Raw genomic sequence first — 16,207 nt, 5'->3', positions numbered from 1 at the left:
CCGGAACACGCGAGTATCCGTTTACCAGTACATGGGGGAAGAACTCGCGGAGGAGACGGCGGGGAGTGCGGGGGGCACGGAGCGCGCCCGGGCACCCGTGGAAGGCGTGGGCGACGGCGACCGGCGTCCCGGTCGGCGGGCGCTGCTCGTCGGCGGCGCTGCGGCCGCGCTGGGCACGGTGATCCTGGCCCGCCAGGAGCTGTCGCACCTGTGGTGGCGGCTGCCGGGCGTGGAGCGGCCGCGCGACGAGGGCGCGGTCGACTACCGGGGCGCCCAGTGGATAGCCGCCTCCGCCGCCAATCTGCGGCGGGCGGACCGGCCCGACGACTACCGCATAGACCGCGTGATCATCCATGTCACGCAGGGCAGTTACCGCAGCGCGGTCAAGGTCTTCCAGGATCCCTCGCACCAGGCGGCGGCCCACTACGTCGTACGCAAGGACGGCCACGTCGCGCAGATGATCCGCGAGCTGGACGTGGCGTTCCACGCGGGCAACCGGCAGTACAACGAGCGCAGCGTCGGCATAGAGCACGAGGGCTTCGTGGAGAAGGCGTCCTCGTTCACGGACGCCATGTACGCGTCCTCGGCACGGCTGACGGCCGCGATCTGCGCGCGGTACGCGATACCCGTCGACCGCACGCACATCATCGGCCACGTGCAGGTCCCGGGGACGGACCACACCGATCCCGGGCGGTACTGGGACTGGGAGCGGTACATGAAGCTGGTGCGGAGGGCGCGCACGGCCGTGGCGTGAGCCCGCGGTGTACGTGACGTCCGCGTCGGCCGGGTCGGCTATGTCAGGCCCGCGGTGCGGGCGCGTTCGACCGCCGGGCCGATCGCCTCGGCGACCGCCCGCACGTCGGCCCGGGTGGAGGTGTGGCCGAGGGAGAAGCGGAGCGTGCCGCGGGCGAGGTCCGGGTCGGCGCCGGTGGCCAGGAGGACGTGGCTGGGCTGGGCGACGCCCGCCGTGCACGCGGAGCCGGTGGAGCACTCGATGCCCTGGGCGTCCAGCAGGAGCAGCAGGGAGTCGCCCTCGCAGCCGGGGAAGGTGAAGTGCGCGTTGGCGGGCAGCCGGCCCCCCGGGGAGGGGTCGCCGCCGAGGATCGCGTCGGGGACGGCCCGGCGGACCGCGTCGACGAGTTCGTCGCGCAGGGCACCGACCTCCCGGGCGAACCGCTCGCGCCGCTCTGCGGCGAGCCGGCCCGCGACCGCGAAGGAGGCGATCACCGGCACGTCGAGCGTGCCGGAGCGCACATGCCGCTCCTGGCCGCCGCCGTGCAGCACGGGCACGGGGTCCTGGTCCCTGCCGAGGACCAGCGCGCCGATGCCGTAGGGCCCGCCGATCTTGTGACCGGAGACGGTCATCGCGGCGAGCCCGGACGTGGCGAAGTCGACCGGGACCTGCCCGAACGCCTGGACCGCGTCCGCGTGCAGCGGCACATCGAACTCCCGGGCGACGGCGGCCAGTTCGGGCACCGGGAAGAGCGTACCGATCTCGTTGTTGGCCCACATGACCGTGACCAGGGCCACGCCTTCGGGGTCGCGGGCGAGGGCCTCGCGCAGCGCCTCGGGGTGGACCCTGCCGTACGTGTCCACGGGGAGGTACTCGACGGTGGCGCCCTCGTGCTCGCCGAGCCAGTGGACGGCGTCCAGGACGGCGTGGTGCTCGACGGGGCTGGCGAGGACGCGGGTGCGGCGGGGGTCGGCGGCGCGACGGGACCAGTACAGGCCCTTGACGGCGAGGTTGTCGGCCTCGGTGCCGCCGGAGGTGAACACGATCTCGCTGGGCCGGGCGCCGAGTGCCTCGGCGAGGGACTCGCGGGACTCCTCGACCGTGCGGCGGGCCCTGCGCCCGGATGCGTGGAGTGAGGACGCGTTGCCGGTGACGCCGAGCCGGTCGGTCAGCGCGGCCGCCGCCTCGGGGAGCATCGGAGTGGTCGCGGCGTGGTCGAGGTATGCCATGGTGAGGCGAATTCTACGGGGGCGCCGCGCTCGCCTTGGCAGGGGCGGTGCGGGGGCCTGGTTGTGCGTGCGAGGAGCGGCTGGGTGCGCCGGAGGGGGAGGGTGGAGCGGTGCGTTGGCGGGTGCGGGTGGGATGTGGCTGGTCGCGCAGTTCCCCGCGCCCCTTTTCGGTCGGCCGGGGCGGCCGGGGGCCATCAGTGCGAGTTTCCGCCCCGCCCTCCAAGGCCGGCCGAGGGCATGAGTGCGGATATTCCCCCAGTGCCCCTCGGGGGTCTCAGAAGTTCCAGGAGACGGTGTTGTCGGCCTGCATGAGGGCGGCCAGGACGACGAGGTCGGCCATGCCGAGGGTGAGGCCCAGGGCGGCGCGGCCGGGGCGCCTGGTGCCGCGCCAGAGGGAGAGCGAGGCCAGGACGATGGCGATGGGGCCGAGGAAGACGTTGAGCACCAGCAGGCCGAGCAGACCGAGGACGAAGGACGCCACGGCCATGCCGTCGGTGTCCCGCTTGCCGGTGGGCCGGGTCGAGGTGGCGGTGAGGTGCATGGTGCGGTCAGCTCCCGGAGTTCGAAGGGACGGTGGGCGGGCGGATGTCAGTGCGCCGAGGTGTGGCGGCCGCGCCCGTACCGTTCGCGGGCCGCGAAGATCGCCAGCCAGAGCGCGATGGCGCCCGCGGCGAGGAGGGTGACGGGGAGCGGTACGTGGGCCACGGTGCCGAGCACGGTGCCCAGGAGCAGGAGGGCGGCGACGAGAAGCAGCATGGGACGGGACCCCCTTCGGAGAAGCCTTGCAGTGACAGTTGTTCACTGACTAACCAGTCTAGTGGGCCTCATGACTTTGCAAGCCCGGAGAACAGTTGTTAACTGCATGGCATGAGTCACACCTCCGGCATCCGCCAGGCACAGAAGCAGAAGACCCGCCGGGCGCTCCTGGACGCGGCGCTCGTGCTGCTGGAGGAGCAGAGTCTGAGCAGCCTGGGGCTGCGGGAGGTCACCCGGGCGGTGGGGGTCGCCCCGACCGCCTTCTACCGGCACTTCCGCTCGACCGCCGACCTCGGCGTCGCACTCGTCGAGGAGGCGCTCGGCTCCCTGCACCCGATGATCGGCGCGACGGTGTCCGTACCCGGGGACAGCGAGGAACGCATCACCCGCGCCGTCGAGTTGATCTCACGACACGTGGAGGCGCATCCCGCGCACGTGCGGTTCGTCGCCCGCGAGCGGCACGGCGGGGTGGCGCCGGTGCGCGAGGCGATACGGCGGGAACTGGCAGGGTTCGCCGAGGAGGTGCGCGCCGAACTCGCCGGGCACCCGGAGTCCGAGGGCTGGAGCGACGACGACCTGCTGATGCTCGCCGAGCTGTACGTCGACCAGATGCTGATGACGGCCTCCCTGTTCCTGGAGGCCCAGGAGGCGGAGGAGGTTCAGGAGGCGGAGGCGACGGCAGGGGCAGAGGCCGGGACCACGGACGGTCCGGCCCCTGCCGTCCGCGCCCGCGCCCGCGAGCACGTGGCCCGCGTGGCGACCCGGCAGATGCGGCTCATCAGCATCGGCCGCCGGCACTGGCTGGACGGCTGACGGCCCCGCCCGCGCGCCGGAACCGACGCGGCGTCCTCAGGACGCCTCGGGGAACCGGCTCAGCAGCGTGTCCTTCAGGGGCGTACCCGGCACCACGAGGCCGTGTTCGTAGGCGAAGGCGATCGCGTGGCCCCGTCGGCTGACCCCGAGCTTGGACAGCAGATGGGCGATGTGGGTCTTCACGGTGAGCGGGCTGATCCGCAACGCGGCCGCGATGGCGGGCGCCTCCTGGCCGCTCGCCAGCAGGGTGAGGACCTGGCGCTCCCTCAGGGACAGCGTCCCGACCACCTCCGCGCCGGCCGTCCGCCGCCGCTCGGGCACCGCGACGACGGGGGCGGTGCCCAGTACGACGACCAGACCCCCGCGCAGCACCGTCTCCAGGGCCGCGACGAGCTGGACGGCGGTGATGTCGGCGGCGAGGACACCGGTGGCGCCCGCGCGCAGACAGGTGTCGGCCTCCGGGGCGTCCGCGACGCCGAGGACGATCGTCCGGGCGAGCGCGGAGGCGGTGGCGACCGACTCCGCGAACCGGATGACGCCGCCGCTCGGGTCCCCGTCCCGGCCCCGGTCCCGGACCGTGCGCGTGAGCAGGACGACGTCCGGCCGGACACCCGCGCCGAGCAGCTCACCGAAGCGGGTCTCGTCGGCGGCCCGTGCCACCGTGTCGACGAGACGGCTCCCCTCGACGACCCGCGCCACGGCCTCCCGCACCAGCGCGGGACCCCCGACGACGGCCGCGGTGGTCACGGCCGTCCCTCCCCCCGCGGCAGCCGGATGGTGACGGTGGTCCCGATGCCCACCTCCGACTCGACGTTCACGTGACCGTGGTGGGCGTGCACGATGGCTTCGACGATGGCCAGGCCGAGGCCCGAACCGCCGTACGCCCGACTGCGGCTGGCCTCGGCCCGCCAGAAGCGTTCGAAGACCCGGGGCAGGTCCTGGGCGGGGATGCCGGGACCGTCGTCGACGACGCGCAGTCGCACGTCCTTCCCGACGAGGGTGATCTCCACCAGGACGCTGGTGCGGGCGGGGGTGTGCTGCACGGCGTTGCCGACGAGGTTGCGCACCACCTGCTGCAGCCGGCCGGCGTCGCCGACGACGTGGGCCGGCGGCGCGGGCGCCATGGTGACGCGGCGCTCGGGGTAGATGATCTGGGCGTCCTCGACGACGCCGGCGGCCAGCGCGGTGAGATCCACGGGATCCTGTTCGACGGGCCGGCCGGCGTCCAGCCGGGCGAGCAGGGCGAGATCCTCGACGAGCAGGCGCATCCGCCCCACCTCGTTCTCGATGTGCTCGAACGCGGTCTCCAGGCCGGGTCCGGAGATCCCGCCCTGCCGGTGCAGGTCGAGCCAGCCGGAGATGGTGGCGAGCGGGGTGCGCAGTTCGTGCGAGGTGTCGGCGGCCATGGAGCGCACGGTCGCCTCGGCGCGGGCCTGGGCGTCGAAGGCGCGGTTGACGGCCTCGGCGAGCAGGTCGGTCTCGCTGCCGTCGCGCCGGGTGGGCAGCCGTTCGCTGAGGTGGCCCTCGGCGATGGCGTCGGCGGTGCGGGCCATCCTGACCAGGGGCCGCATGCCGAGCCGCAGGACGAGGGCGGCAAGGGCCAGCAGGACGATCAACGCGCCGCCGACCAGGGCAAGTTGGCGTTTGATGAGGGCGGCGGTCGAGCTGTCGTCGATCGAGGTGTCGATGGACAGCACGAGCGCGGCCGGCCGGAGGAGACGGACCCGGCCGGTGGGCCCCGGCGACCGACAGTCCGGCCAGGGCGATGACGACCGTCGCGCCGGCGAAGACCACGGCGCTGCCCGCGGTCGCGTTGGCGCGGGCGACGGACTCCACCACGGGCATGCCCTGGGCGAGCTGGGCCCGGTGCCGGGAGACGATGAACAGGGCGTAGTCGATGCCGACGGCGAGCCCCAGCATCATCGCCAGGGTGGGCGCGTTGTCGCTCACACCGAGGAACGAGGCCGCGCCCATCATGGCGGCCATCGTGCCGACGACACCGAGGGCGGCGGTCAGCAGCGGCAGTCCCGCGGCGAACAGCGAACCGAACGTGATCATGAGGATGACCAGGGCCACGCCCATGCCGATGAGCTCGGTGGGTCCGATGGGGGCGGTCGACTCCGCGTAGGCGTCACCGCCGTAGATGGTCTTCAGGCCTGCCTGCTCGGCCGGTTCCCCGGCGGCCTTGACGGCGTTCAAGGTGCCCGCGGGGACGTCTTCGTCGGCCTTGGTGGTGAAGCCGACCTCCGCGACCGCGGTGCGCGCGTCCTTGGAGAGGGTGCCGTCCTCGGCCGGGTCGCCGACGTCCGTCACTCCGTCGACGTCCCGCATTCCCGCGAGGCCGGCCGCCAGCGCCTTCTTCAGGCCGGGCTCGGTCAGCTTGTGTCCGGCCGGTGCCCGGAACACGATCCGGGCGGACTGGACGTCCGGCGAGGGCCAGTGCCGGTCCATCTTGGTCAGTGCCGTCTGGGCCGGTGACCCGGGGATGGAACCGCTGTCCTGGAAGTCACCGGCGGCCGAGAAACCCAGACCGATCAGCGCGCCCAGGGCCACGAGCCACCCGACCAGCATCGTTCGCCATCGTCGGGCGCCCAGGGCACCCAGGCGATACAGAAGCGCAGCCATGTCTCTCCCTCATCCGTCGTGTCTGACGCCTCCGATACTTCCGAGGGGACTTGACGGCCTGCCCACGGCGAACCTGAGGGTTTCTTGACGGTCCGCCCTCCGCGCCGTCAGCTTCGCGGCGGGGAGGGCAGGGAGGCGGGAGGGAGAGGGAGGGGGAAGGGGAGAGAGGGACGATGGTGGCGGTCGGGCCGTACGGCCTCTCAGACCCGCTCGGTCAGCCGGACCCTGGCCAGTTGGCGGGACTGGGCGACCAGGCGGTCGGCGGCGTCCCAGATCTCGGCGTCCTCCTCCAGGAAGCCGCCGGCCAGGTTGCGCGTGGTGATCGACACCCGCAGCGGGCCCGGGGCCGGGCGGGCGCGGACGTGGGCGGTGAGTTCGACGGTGGGCACCCAGCCGGACAGGCCCAGCTCGAAGGCGGTCGGGGGAAGCGCGTCGACCGCGAGGAGCAGCGCGAACGGGTCGGCGTCGCGGCCGTCGGCCAGTTGGAACCAGCCCCGCATCTCGCCCCTGCCGGACGGGGCGCCCAGCGCCCAGCCCGTCGTCGCGGGGTCCAGCCGGAGCGTCATGCGGTCGGCGAACGACGAGCCGCCGAGCACGGGAGTGGGCGAGTCCTCGGAGCCGGGGCACTGGTCGATCGGCGGTATCGCCGGCGGTTCGGCGGAGGTGCGGACGTCGTCGGGGAGGGAGGCCAGGTCGCCGTAGGAGGCGAGGACGCGGAGGCGCTCGACCTCCCGCCCCTCGTCGTCGTACTGGAAGAGGGAGGCCTGGCCGGTGGAGAGGGTGCGGCCGGTGCGCACGACGTCCGTGCGGATCACGGCGGGGCCGGGCCGGGACGCGGTGAGGTAGTGCGCGGAGACGCTGAACGGGTCGGCGTGCGGCAGGGCGTCGGCGAGGGCGCGGCCGAGGACCGCGAGGAGATAGCCGCCGTTGAGGGCGCCCATGATCGTCCAGCCGGCGGAGAGGTCGATGTCGTAGACCCCGGGGGCGCCGGCGTCGCGTCGGGTGACCGCGGTGTCCCGGTCGAACTCGCTGTCACCGGTCGTGGCCCGGGTGCCGGGGGCGACGGCCGGTGCGGTGGGTGCGTCTGCCATGGGAGCACCGTACAACGGATCTATACTAAGCGGTAGCTTTCTCTTGCTCCGATGCGCCGCCCGCCACGGCATCGTCCGGCACCTCCCGCACGGTCGAGCGCCGGTTCCACGCCCGCGGGGCCCGCCAGTGGAAGCGCAGCGCCGCCAGTCGCAGCACGAAGGCGGTGGTCACCGCGAACGCCGTGGTGAAGGCGGTGAGCACGTCGTAGTGCAGGAACACGGCGACCATGCAGGCGCCGACGATCGCGGGCACCGCGTACAGGTCGCGGTCCCAGCGCAGCAGCGAGGGCACCTCGTTGGCGAGGACGTCGCGCAGCACTCCCCCGCCGACGGCGGTGGCCAGGCCCAGGGCGGCCGAGGCGGTGAGGTTCAGCCCGTGCCCGTACGCCTTCGTCGTGCCGGCGACACAGAACAGGCCGAGACCCGCCGCGTCGAACACGTTGACCGCGCCCTGGATCCGCTCCACCTGGGGATGGAGGAAGAACACCAGCAGCGCGGCGAAGAGCGGGGTGACGAAGTACCCCTTGTCGGTGAAGGCGGCCGGCGGCACCGCCCCGATGATCAGGTCACGGAAGAGACCGCCGCCGAGCGCGGTGACCTCGGCGAGCACGGCGATGCCGAAGACGTCGAAGTTCTTGCGCACGGCCAGCAGCGCGCCGGAGATCGCGAACACGAAGATGCCGACGAGATCGAGGGTGTGCTGGACGGAGGGGCTGAAGAGTTGCGTAAGCACCCTTCCATTCTTACCCACTTCTCCCCGCACGCCTTCCAAAGCAAGGAATACCACCGGAAGCGTCTTGCAGTGTGGGCATCAAGGCCGGGCGTCACCTGGGACGCACCTCGGGACGGAACAAGCACTATCGCGTCTCCGGAGAACGCGATAGTATCGCGTTCGGAGGGGCGACCGCTTTCGGCGCCCCACCGCATCGACGACTTTCCGAGGAGTCCCGTGGCCACCCTGCTCTCCCCCCTGCTGGACCTGCTGACGCTTCAGGGCACCGTCACCGAGACCGAACCTGTCACCGCCCGTTTCCGTCGGCTGCGCATCGAGGGCGAGGCCCTGTCCGGGCTGACCGTCCGCCCCGGACAGCAGGTGCGGGTCATGGTCGGCGACGGGCTGACTCTGCGCACGTACTCGATCTGGCGCTACGACCCGGAGGGGGCCGTCGAGTTGCGCGTACTGGATCACGCCGGGGCCGGACCCGGGGCACGGTGGGCAAGCGCGGCCGCGGTCGGCGACCGGGTCCGGATACGCAAGCCGGAAGGGACGTTCGTGCTGCGGCCCGACGCCACGCACCATGTGTTCGTCGGGGAGGAGACGGCGTCGGTCGCCTTCGGCGCGATGCTGGGCGCACTGCCCGACGGGGCACGCATATCCGGCTGCGTCGAGACGGAGACGGCTGCCGACCGGCTCGCCCTGCCGTACGCGGACCGCCTCGACTGGGTCACCAGGGGCGGCACTTCGCTCCCGGACGCGGTGCGACGCCTCGCCCCCGAGCCGGGCGGGATGGCGTACGTCGCCGGGGAGGCGCGGACCGTGCAGCACGTGCGGCAGGTGCTCGTGCGGGAGGCCGGCTGGGACCGACGGGCGGTCCTCACCAAGCCGTTCTGGGCACCGGGCAAGCGCGGGCTGGAGTAGGGCGGCACGCGGGACCTGCCGCAACCGGGCCGGCCGCAGCCACTCGTCGATGGCTGCGACCGGCATGGTCACTTCGCGGCGGACGGCGGGTTCGTCGTACCGGGTCAGAGGGCACAGTGCCGCTCGTCGATCCGGTCGAGTGGCACTCGGCCGCGTGCCGGGCCTCAGAGAAGCTCGGGCCTGCCCGTGGTGTACAGCCAGGTGTCGAAGAGGTCGCCGAGCCGTTGCCCGGAGATCTTCTCGGCGAGGCGGACGAAGTCGGCGGTCTGCGCGTTGCCGTAGCGGTGCGCCCGGGTCCAGGCGGGCAGCAGCTCGAAGAAGGCGTCGTCGCCTATGCGCTCGCGCAGCGCCTGGAGGGTCATCGCACCCCGGTCGTAGACAGCGGAGGCGAACATGGTGTCGCGCTGCGGGTCGGCGACCTTCACCTGCCAGAAGCCGCTGTCCGCCGGGCGAGAGGCGTAGTCGGCGAGGAAGGCGTCGTGCGCCGAGCGGGTGCCCTTGTGCTCGGCCCACAGCCACTGGGCGTAGGTGGCGAAGCCCTCGTTGAGCCAGATGTCCTTCCAGTGCTTGACGGAGACGGAGTCGCCGAACCACTGGTGGGCCAGCTCGTGCACGATGGTCGACTCGTTGCGCACGGCGGAGTAGGCGGGCTTGGACTGCACCTCGAGGGAGAAGCCGGCCTGCGGCATGTCGTCGACGATCGCACCCGTCTCCTCGAAGGGGTACGGGCCGAACACCTGGGACCAGTAGTCGGTGGCCTCGGCGGTGACGGCGTACACGTCGACGTTGTTGCTGTTCTTCAGCACCGGGTCGACGGCGACGTAGATCGGCGTGCCGGCCGGGGTGCGCCCCGTGCGCACGTCGAACTTCCCGATGGTGGCCGTGGCCAGGTAGGAGGCCATGGGGCGGCTCTCGCGCCAGTGGGTGTACGTCGAGTCGCCACGGTCGCGCGTCGAGATCAGCCGCCCGTTGGAGACGCCGGTCAGGCCGCGCGGGGCCTTGATGGAGATGTCGTAGGTGGCCTTGTCGGAGGGGTGGTCGCTGGAGGGGAACCAGGTGGAGGCGGCGTTGGGCTCGCAGGCCACGAAGACGCCGTCGTCGGTTTTCATCCACCCGTAGGAGGAGCCGAAGACGATGGGCCCGCCGAGCGGCTCGGGCACGCCGCCGTAGGTGACGGAGACGGTGAAGGTGCGGCCCTTGGACAGGGGCGAGCGCGGAGTGATGCGGATCTCGTCGCCGTCCCGGGTGAACCGCGCCCGTCTGCCGTCGACATCGACGCGCGTGACCTCGAGCTTCTGCAGGTCGAGGTCGAAGGAAGACAGGTTCTGAGTGGCCTTCGCCGTGAGAGTGGTCCGCCCGTCGAGGCGGTCGGTGTCCGGGTCGTAGGCCACGTCGAGCGCGTAGTGGCGGGCGTCGAAGCCGCCGTTGCCGAGCTCGGGGAAGTAGCTGTCGCCGATACCGGGGGCACCGGGGGCGGGGTGCGAGCCGGCGGCGATGACGAGGAAGGAGGCCGCGGCGGTGGCGAGGGTCAGTAGACGTGCCGAACGGGAGAGTGCCATGTGTCGTCCCTTTCGCGCGTGGGCCGATCGATCGTCGATCGGGCGTGCGGGGTCGACTCTGCGCTCTCCCGTTCAGGCATGTACATGACTTTACCAACTCGTCATGCGTTACTTCGGGGTTGACTCCTGACCGTCGGTGCCGGCCTCGCCGTCGGCGGTCCCGGTCCCGGCGGACTCGGCGCCGGACTCGTCGGCTGCCTCCCCGGCGGCGGCCTCGGTGCCCGTCACCTCGGTGACGTCCTTGGCGAGCCCCGGCTTCTCGGCCGCGCCCTCAGCCGCGCCGGACGCGTCCTCCGACGCGGGGGTCGGGTCCTCCGACGCGGCGGTCGCGTCCCCGGACACGGCGGTCGCGTCCTCCGACGCCGGGGTCACGTCCTCCGACGCGGGGGTCGCGTCCTCGGACACGGCGGTCGCGTCCTCCGACACAGCGGTCGCGTCCTCGGACACGGGGGTCACGTCCTCCGACGCGGCGGTCGCGTCCTCGGACACGGCGGTCGCGTCCTTCGCCACCGGCACCGTCCCCTCGGCCACCTCGGCCGCCACCGCCGCCGACGTGACCGCGGACTCCGCGAGCACCTCGTCGGCGACCGTCTCGGCGGCCTTCTTGGCGTCCCGCAGCAGCACGGTGTCCTGCGGGGCCTGGTCGGCGAAGTTCTCCGGGTGGTGGCAGGCCACCTGCTGCCCCGGCCGGAGCTGGAGCAGCGGCGGCTCGGTGGTGCGGCAGATCTCCGTCGCCTTCCAGCACCGGGTGTGGAACCGGCAGCCGCTCGGCGGGGCGATCGGCGAGGGCACGTCGCCCTGGAGCAGGATGCGCTCGCTCTTGGCCGACTTGCGCGACGGGTCCGGGATCGGCACCGCCGACATCAGCGCCTTGGTGTACGGGTGCATCGGCGACTTGTAGAGCAGGTCGCGGTCGGCCAGCTCCACCATCTTGCCGAGGTACATCACGGCGATGCGGTCGGAGACGTGTCGGACCACGGACAGGTCGTGCGCGATGATCACGTACGTCAGGCCCAGCTCCTGCTGGAGGTCGTCGAGCAGGTTGACGACCTGGGCCTGGATCGACACGTCCAGCGCGGAGACCGGCTCGTCCGCCACGACCAGCTTGGGGCTGAGCGCGAGGGCGCGGGCGATGCCGATGCGCTGCCGCTGACCGCCGGAGAACTCGTGCGGGTAGCGGTTGTAGTGCTCGGGGCTGAGGCCCACGACCGACAGCAGCCGCTGTACTTCCTTCTTGATGCCCCCCTCGGGCGAGACGCCCTGGAGCTTGAAGGGAGCGCCGACGATCGTGCCGATGGTGTGGCGCGGGTTCAGCGACGAGTACGGGTCCTGGAAGATCATCTGCACGTCGCGGCGGAGCGGGCGCATGCCGCCGACGCCGAGGTGCGTGATGTCCTTGCCCTCGAACTCGACCTTTCCGGCGGTCGGTTCGAGCAGCCGGGTGATGAGTCGGCCCATGGTCGACTTGCCGCAGCCGGACTCGCCGACGACGCCCAGGGTCTCGCCCCGGCGCACCTCGAAGTCGAGTCCGTCGACCGCCCGGACCGCGCCGGTCTGCCGCTGGAGCAGGCCCTTGCGGATCGGGAAGTGCTTCTGCAGCCCGGTCACCTTCAGCAGCGTCTCGCCACCGGCGGCGTCCTTGGTGAGGGTCGCGCCTTCGCTCTTGGCGGGAGTGGTCACAGCTTTGTCCTCGCTCACAGCTTCGGGGCGATCTCGTCGGTCCAGATGCGCTCCCGCTGCTCCGTGCTCATGTGGCAGGCGGCCCAGTGCCGGCTGCCGACCTCGGCCAGCTCGGGGCGGACCGTGCGGGTCAGATCGTCCTTGGGGACGTCCGCGTACGGGCAGCGCGGGTTGAAGGCGCAGCCGGACGGCACGTTGATCAGGGAGGGCGGGGAGCCCTTGACCGGGATGAGGCGCTCCTGCTGGTCGCGGTCGAGCCGCGGCATCGAGCCGAGCAGACCCCAGGTGTAGGGGTGGCGGGGCTCGTAGAACACCTTCTCGGCCGGGCCGCGCTCCACGCAGCGGCCGCCGTACATCACCAGCAGGTCGTCGGCCAGCTCGGCGACGACGCCCAGGTCGTGGGTGATGATGATGACCGCGGAGCCGAACTCCGTCTGCAGGTCGCGGATGAGGTCGAGGATCTGCGCCTGGACGGTGACGTCCAGGGCGGTCGTCGGCTCGTCCGCGATGAGCAGCTCGGGGTTGTTGACCAGCGACATCGCGATCATCGCGCGCTGGCGCATACCGCCGGAGAACTCGTGCGGGTAGCTGTCGACGCGCTTGTCGGGCTGCGGGATGCCGACGCGGTCGAGCATCTCCACCGCGCGCCGCTTGGCGGTCTTCTTGTCGACGTCGTGGTGGACCCGGTAGGCCTCCACGATCTGCTGCCCGATCGTGTAGTACGGGTGCAGCGCGGACAGCGGGTCCTGGAAGATCATCGACATCTGCCGGCCGCGCAGCTTGCGCACGTGGTCGGGGTCGGCGGACAGCAGCTCGGTGCCGTCCAGCCATATCTCGCCGGAGATCTGGGCCTTGCGCTTGCCGTACTGGCCGGCGGTGTGCAGGCCCATGATGCCGAGCGAGGTCACCGACTTGCCGGAGCCGGACTCGCCCACGATGCCGAGGGTCTTGCCCTTCTCCAGCTGGAAACTCAGCCCGTCGACGGACTTGACCAGGCCGTCGTCGGTCGGGAAGTGCACCTTCAGGTCGCGCACTTCCAGGAAGGCGCTGGGCGCCGGCGAGTCCTTGACGGCCCGCGGTTCGCCGAGCGCGGCTCCGCTCTTGGCGATGTCGGTCATGCCAGCCTCACTCGGGGGTCGATGACGGCGTACAGGATGTCCACGACGAGGTTGGCGACGAGCACCGCGAGCGAGGTGATCAGGGTGACGCCCAGGATGAAGGGCAGGTCCTGGTTCTTGATCGCGTCGAGCACCTTGGCCCCGAGGCCGGGCAGGCTGAACGTGGTCTCGGTGAGGATCGCGCCGCCGATGAGGGCGCCGAGGTCCATGCCGAGCATGGTGAGGAGGGGGGTCATCGTGGAGCGCATGGCGTGCTTGCGGATGACGACGGGCTCGCGCAGACCCTTGGCGCGGGCGGTGCGGATGTAGTCCTCGCCGAGGATCTCCAGCATGGTGGCGCGGGTGATCCGGGCGTACATCGCCGCGTAGAGGAACGCGAGGGTGATCCAGGGCAGGAGCATGCCGCTGAACCAGCCGGTGAAGCTCTGGTCCAGGGGCACGTACTGGGCGTCGATCCAGCCCAGACCGAAGTCGAAGATCGCCGCGGCCAGCATGCCGGTGAAGTAGATCGGGAGGGAGACGCCGGACAGCGCGACGACCATCGCACCGCGGTCCCAGATGCTGCCCCGCTTGAGCGCGGAGAGCACACCCGCCGCGACACCGAAGATCAGCCACAGCACGGCGGCACCGAGCGCCAGGGCCAGGGTCACCGGGAAGCGGTCGGTCAGCACCGGCCAGACGGCCTGCTCGCTGCGGAACGAGTAGCCGAAGCAGGGCGCGGCGCACTGGGTGACGTCGCCGCCGCCCGAGTAGGTGCGGCCGACGAAGATTCCCTTGAAGAACTCCCAGACCTGGGAGTAGACCGGGTCGGCCAGACCGAGCTTCTCCCGTACGGCCTCGACCGAGGCGGGGTCCGCCTGCTTGCCCACGAAGCTCGTGGCGATGTCGACCCCGGCCCACTTGGGGATGAGGAAGAAGATGCTGAAGACCACCACGATGATGACCACCAGCATCACTGCGGCGGCGATCAGCCGCCTGATGAGGTAAGCGAGCACAGCTTACGGCCCGCCGCGGACCGCGGGCCGCCGGAGGTCTTCCGGCGGCCCGCGGTCACGCCGCGCCGGCCTTCACCTGCCTTTCGTGCCGTTCGGCGGGTGTGCCGGTAATTACTTCGCGGACTTCAGACCCATGTTGACGAAGTCGTACATGCCGCTGTACGCGCCCGTCGTGTACACGTTGGCGACGTTCGAACCGCGCCAGTTGATGAACTTCTCGAAGGTGAAGGGCAGGTAGTAGCCGCCCTCCATGACCTTGTGGTTGATCTCCGTGGCGATCTCCGCCTTCTTGGAGTCCTCAAGGGTCTTGTTGTAGTCGTCGAACAGCTTGTCGATCGACTTGTCGTTGATCAGGCCGAAGTTGTTGTTGCCGCTCTGCAGGATGTACTTGCTGTCCCACAGCGGCAGACCGAAGCCCTGCACGGACGGGAAGTCCGGGCCCCAGCCCATGATGATGATGCCGTAGCCCTTCTTCTTCACGTTCGAGGGGCTGCCGATGATGCCGGTGGTCTGCGAGCCGTCGAACTGGTCGATGTCGACGTTGATGCCGACCTTCTTCAGCGACGCCTGCATCGACGTGGCGGTGGCCACCTCGACCGGCTTGTTGTTGCGGACCGCGATGGTGGTCTTGAAGCCGTTCGGCTTGCCGCAGGCCTTGAGCTCTTCCTTGGCCTTGGCGGCGTTGCCGTTCTTGTTGTCCGTGGCCAGCTTGTACGGGTCGTACTTCTGGCCCTCGGAGCCCGGCACCGACGGCGGGAGCATGTTGGTGCCGATGTCACCGCCGGCCATCGGGCCGCCGCGCGCGGTCTGCAGGGAGACGTGGTCGGCCCCGTAGATGACGGCCTTGCGGCAGTGCTCGTTGTCGAACGGCTTCACGCTCTGCGGGAAGACCGCGTAGCGGATGTAACCGGAGACCGGGTTGTCCACGTTGGCCTTGTGCTGCTTCAGGGCGGTGGTGCGGCCCTGCGGGGACAGACCGGTCTGGGCCAGGTCGATGTCGTAGTCGCCGCTGATCAGACGCTGGTCCAGGTCGTTGGCGTTGGTGAAGAACTTGATGCTGACCTTGTCCGGGTAGGCCTTGCGGACCGGGTCGGAGGCGGCCTTCCAGTTGGTGTTGCGCACCAGCATCAGGTTCTTGCCGGGGGCGTAGGCCTGGAACTTGTACGGGCCCGAGGAGAACGGGTGCAGGCCGTACTTGGACTTGGTGTCCTTGTCCTGGCGGACCGGCGAGGACGAGGTCAGCGCCAGCATCTGCATGAAGTCCGAGTTGGCCTTCGGCAGGTGGAAGACGATGGTCTTCGCGTCCGGGGTGTCGATCGCCTTCAGGCCGAGGTGGTCCTTGGCCTTGTCCTTGAAGGGGCCCTTGTAGTCGCCCTTGGGGTCGAGGACGTCACGCAGGTAGACGGGGCCGCCGGACAGCACGTCCTGCGCCCACTGGCGCTCGATGCCGTACTTGATGTCCTGGGCGGTGATGGCCTTGCCGTCTTCCCAGGTGACGCCGTCACGAAGGGTGAAGGTGTAGGTCTTGCCGTCGTCCGAGACCTTGCCCATGTCGGCGGCGAGGTCCGGGGTCAGCTCGGCGCCCGCGGTGCCCGGCTCCGTCTTGTAGGTCAGGAGCTGACGGCTGTAGTAGCGGGAGAAGTTCCACATGAAACCGTAGTAGCCGCGGGTGGTGTCCCACGAGTCGGCGTCCTGGGCGCTGGCGAACTTCAGCTCGCCGCCCTTCTTGGCCAGCGAGGCCTGGGCGACCTTGTCGTTGGCCGCGTTGAAACCGGCCGCGCCGCTCTTCGAACCGCCGTCGCCGTCGTCATTGCCGCCGCACGCCGCCGTGCTCAGCAGCGCGACGACCGCGATCGCGGCGGCCGCCGCCTGCTTGCGCCGCCCTGTGGTGCGTTGGGTAGTCACGATCTCGGATCCTCCGGATGTCAATCGGTCCGCGGATAATTCGCGAACCTCAGTAGGGGGTACG

The 16,207-nt window shown here is 71.1% G+C and carries 15 protein-coding genes and 1 pseudogene; 3 read left to right on the top strand and 13 right to left on the bottom strand.

What is annotated here, in order from left to right; all coding sequences use genetic code 11:
• The first annotated feature begins 31 nt into the window (after positions 1 to 31).
• Positions 32 to 754 carry an N-acetylmuramoyl-L-alanine amidase gene (locus tag QFZ64_RS24400; protein ID WP_307069129.1) on the top strand — a complete coding sequence of 241 codons (723 nt, stop codon included), beginning with the start codon at positions 32 to 34 and terminating at the stop codon, positions 752 to 754.
• Positions 755 to 792: 38 nt separating this feature from the next.
• Here the strand turns inward: QFZ64_RS24400 and QFZ64_RS24395 are convergent, their stop codons facing one another.
• The 3 genes from QFZ64_RS24395 to QFZ64_RS24385 all read right to left on the bottom strand — a co-directional run bounded on the left by QFZ64_RS24395 (position 793) and on the right by QFZ64_RS24385 (position 2,718).
• On the bottom strand, positions 793 to 1,962 hold the full coding sequence (locus QFZ64_RS24395; RefSeq protein ID WP_307069127.1) for a cysteine desulfurase family protein: 1,170 nt from the start codon (positions 1,960 to 1,962) through the stop codon (positions 793 to 795).
• Positions 1,963 to 2,236: 274 nt separating this feature from the next.
• Positions 2,237 to 2,503, bottom strand: a complete 267-nt coding sequence (locus QFZ64_RS24390; protein ID WP_307069125.1) for a DUF4190 domain-containing protein — start codon at positions 2,501 to 2,503, stop codon at positions 2,237 to 2,239.
• Positions 2,504 to 2,550: 47 nt separating this feature from the next.
• Positions 2,551 to 2,718, bottom strand: a complete 168-nt coding sequence (locus QFZ64_RS24385) for a hypothetical protein (RefSeq protein WP_307069123.1) — start codon at positions 2,716 to 2,718, stop codon at positions 2,551 to 2,553.
• A gap of 111 nt (positions 2,719 to 2,829) precedes the next feature.
• On the opposite strand from QFZ64_RS24385, the gene QFZ64_RS24380 reads away from it, so the two are divergent.
• Complete coding sequence (locus QFZ64_RS24380; RefSeq protein ID WP_307069121.1) at positions 2,830 to 3,531, top strand: TetR family transcriptional regulator; 702 nt, start codon at positions 2,830 to 2,832, stop codon at positions 3,529 to 3,531.
• Between the two features lie 36 nt (positions 3,532 to 3,567).
• On the opposite strand, the gene QFZ64_RS24375 is transcribed toward QFZ64_RS24380, so the two are convergent.
• The 5 genes and pseudogenes from QFZ64_RS24375 to QFZ64_RS24355 all read right to left on the bottom strand — a co-directional run bounded on the left by QFZ64_RS24375 (position 3,568) and on the right by QFZ64_RS24355 (position 7,980).
• Entirely contained in the window at positions 3,568 to 4,278 is a 711-nt protein-coding gene (locus QFZ64_RS24375; RefSeq protein WP_307071850.1) for a response regulator transcription factor, read from the bottom strand.
• Positions 4,275 to 5,228 (bottom strand): cell wall metabolism sensor histidine kinase WalK, encoded by a 954-nt coding sequence (locus QFZ64_RS24370; RefSeq protein ID WP_307069119.1) that lies wholly within the window; start codon positions 5,226 to 5,228, stop codon positions 4,275 to 4,277. Before QFZ64_RS24370 ends, QFZ64_RS24375 begins: the two co-directional genes overlap by 4 nt.
• 103 nt (positions 5,229 to 5,331) lie before the next feature.
• Positions 5,332 to 5,982, bottom strand: a pseudogene (locus QFZ64_RS24365) (MMPL family transporter); the annotation flags it as partial.
• A 374-nt stretch (positions 5,983 to 6,356) separates the two neighbouring features.
• Positions 6,357 to 7,247 (bottom strand): thioesterase family protein, encoded by an 891-nt coding sequence (locus QFZ64_RS24360; RefSeq protein WP_307069117.1) that lies wholly within the window; start codon positions 7,245 to 7,247, stop codon positions 6,357 to 6,359.
• 25 nt (positions 7,248 to 7,272) lie between these two features.
• Positions 7,273 to 7,980: a trimeric intracellular cation channel family protein gene (locus QFZ64_RS24355; RefSeq protein WP_307069115.1), complete on the bottom strand. Its 708-nt coding sequence runs from the start codon at positions 7,978 to 7,980 to the stop codon at positions 7,273 to 7,275.
• Positions 7,981 to 8,196: 216 nt separating this feature from the next.
• Here QFZ64_RS24355 and QFZ64_RS24350 point away from each other — a divergent pair, with 216 nt between their 5' ends.
• Positions 8,197 to 8,886, top strand: coding sequence for a siderophore-interacting protein (locus tag QFZ64_RS24350; protein ID WP_307069113.1), 690 nt, complete (start codon positions 8,197 to 8,199; stop codon positions 8,884 to 8,886).
• A 164-nt stretch (positions 8,887 to 9,050) separates the two neighbouring features.
• On the opposite strand, the gene QFZ64_RS24345 is transcribed toward QFZ64_RS24350, so the two are convergent.
• From QFZ64_RS24345 to QFZ64_RS24325, 5 genes are all read right to left on the bottom strand, one after another.
• Entirely contained in the window at positions 9,051 to 10,445 is a 1,395-nt protein-coding gene (locus QFZ64_RS24345; RefSeq protein WP_307069110.1) for a M1 family metallopeptidase, read from the bottom strand.
• A 108-nt stretch (positions 10,446 to 10,553) separates the two neighbouring features.
• Positions 10,554 to 12,125 carry a dipeptide ABC transporter ATP-binding protein gene (locus QFZ64_RS24340; RefSeq protein ID WP_307069108.1) on the bottom strand — a complete coding sequence of 524 codons (1,572 nt, stop codon included), beginning with the start codon at positions 12,123 to 12,125 and terminating at the stop codon, positions 10,554 to 10,556.
• A gap of 14 nt (positions 12,126 to 12,139) precedes the next feature.
• Positions 12,140 to 13,243: an ABC transporter ATP-binding protein gene (locus QFZ64_RS24335; protein ID WP_307069106.1), complete on the bottom strand. Its 1,104-nt coding sequence runs from the start codon at positions 13,241 to 13,243 to the stop codon at positions 12,140 to 12,142.
• On the bottom strand, positions 13,240 to 14,238 hold the full coding sequence (locus QFZ64_RS24330; RefSeq protein WP_307069104.1) for an ABC transporter permease: 999 nt from the start codon (positions 14,236 to 14,238) through the stop codon (positions 13,240 to 13,242). Before QFZ64_RS24330 ends, QFZ64_RS24335 begins: the two co-directional genes overlap by 4 nt.
• A 111-nt stretch (positions 14,239 to 14,349) precedes the next feature.
• On the bottom strand, positions 14,350 to 16,143 hold the full coding sequence (locus QFZ64_RS24325; RefSeq protein WP_307069102.1) for an ABC transporter substrate-binding protein: 1,794 nt from the start codon (positions 16,141 to 16,143) through the stop codon (positions 14,350 to 14,352).
• Between the last annotated feature and the right edge of the window lie 64 nt (positions 16,144 to 16,207).

It is taken from the genome of Streptomyces sp. B3I8, assembly GCF_030816915.1.
In the GTDB taxonomy this organism is placed as follows: Bacteria; Actinomycetota; Actinomycetes; order Streptomycetales; family Streptomycetaceae; genus Streptomyces.
Note: the sequence above shows the minus strand (reverse complement) of the source record. Positions and strands in the feature narration are given on the sequence as shown.

What these genes read in the sequence shown, in the direction of transcription:
- QFZ64_RS24380 (WP_307069121.1), top strand. Translation starts at nt 2,830, where the DNA reads ATGAGTCACACCTCCGGCATCCGCCAGGCACAGAAGCAGAAGACCCGC.
- QFZ64_RS24360 (WP_307069117.1), bottom strand. Translation starts at nt 7,247, where the DNA reads ATGGCAGACGCACCCACCGCACCGGCCGTCGCCCCCGGCACCCGGGCC.
- QFZ64_RS24400 (WP_307069129.1), top strand. Translation starts at nt 32, where the DNA reads ATGGGGGAAGAACTCGCGGAGGAGACGGCGGGGAGTGCGGGGGGCACG.
- QFZ64_RS24395 (WP_307069127.1), bottom strand. Translation starts at nt 1,962, where the DNA reads ATGGCATACCTCGACCACGCCGCGACCACTCCGATGCTCCCCGAGGCG.
- QFZ64_RS24390 (WP_307069125.1), bottom strand. Translation starts at nt 2,503, where the DNA reads ATGCACCTCACCGCCACCTCGACCCGGCCCACCGGCAAGCGGGACACC.
- QFZ64_RS24335 (WP_307069106.1), bottom strand. Translation starts at nt 13,243, where the DNA reads ATGACCGACATCGCCAAGAGCGGAGCCGCGCTCGGCGAACCGCGGGCC.
- QFZ64_RS24385 (WP_307069123.1), bottom strand. Translation starts at nt 2,718, where the DNA reads ATGCTGCTTCTCGTCGCCGCCCTCCTGCTCCTGGGCACCGTGCTCGGC.
- QFZ64_RS24345 (WP_307069110.1), bottom strand. Translation starts at nt 10,445, where the DNA reads ATGGCACTCTCCCGTTCGGCACGTCTACTGACCCTCGCCACCGCCGCG.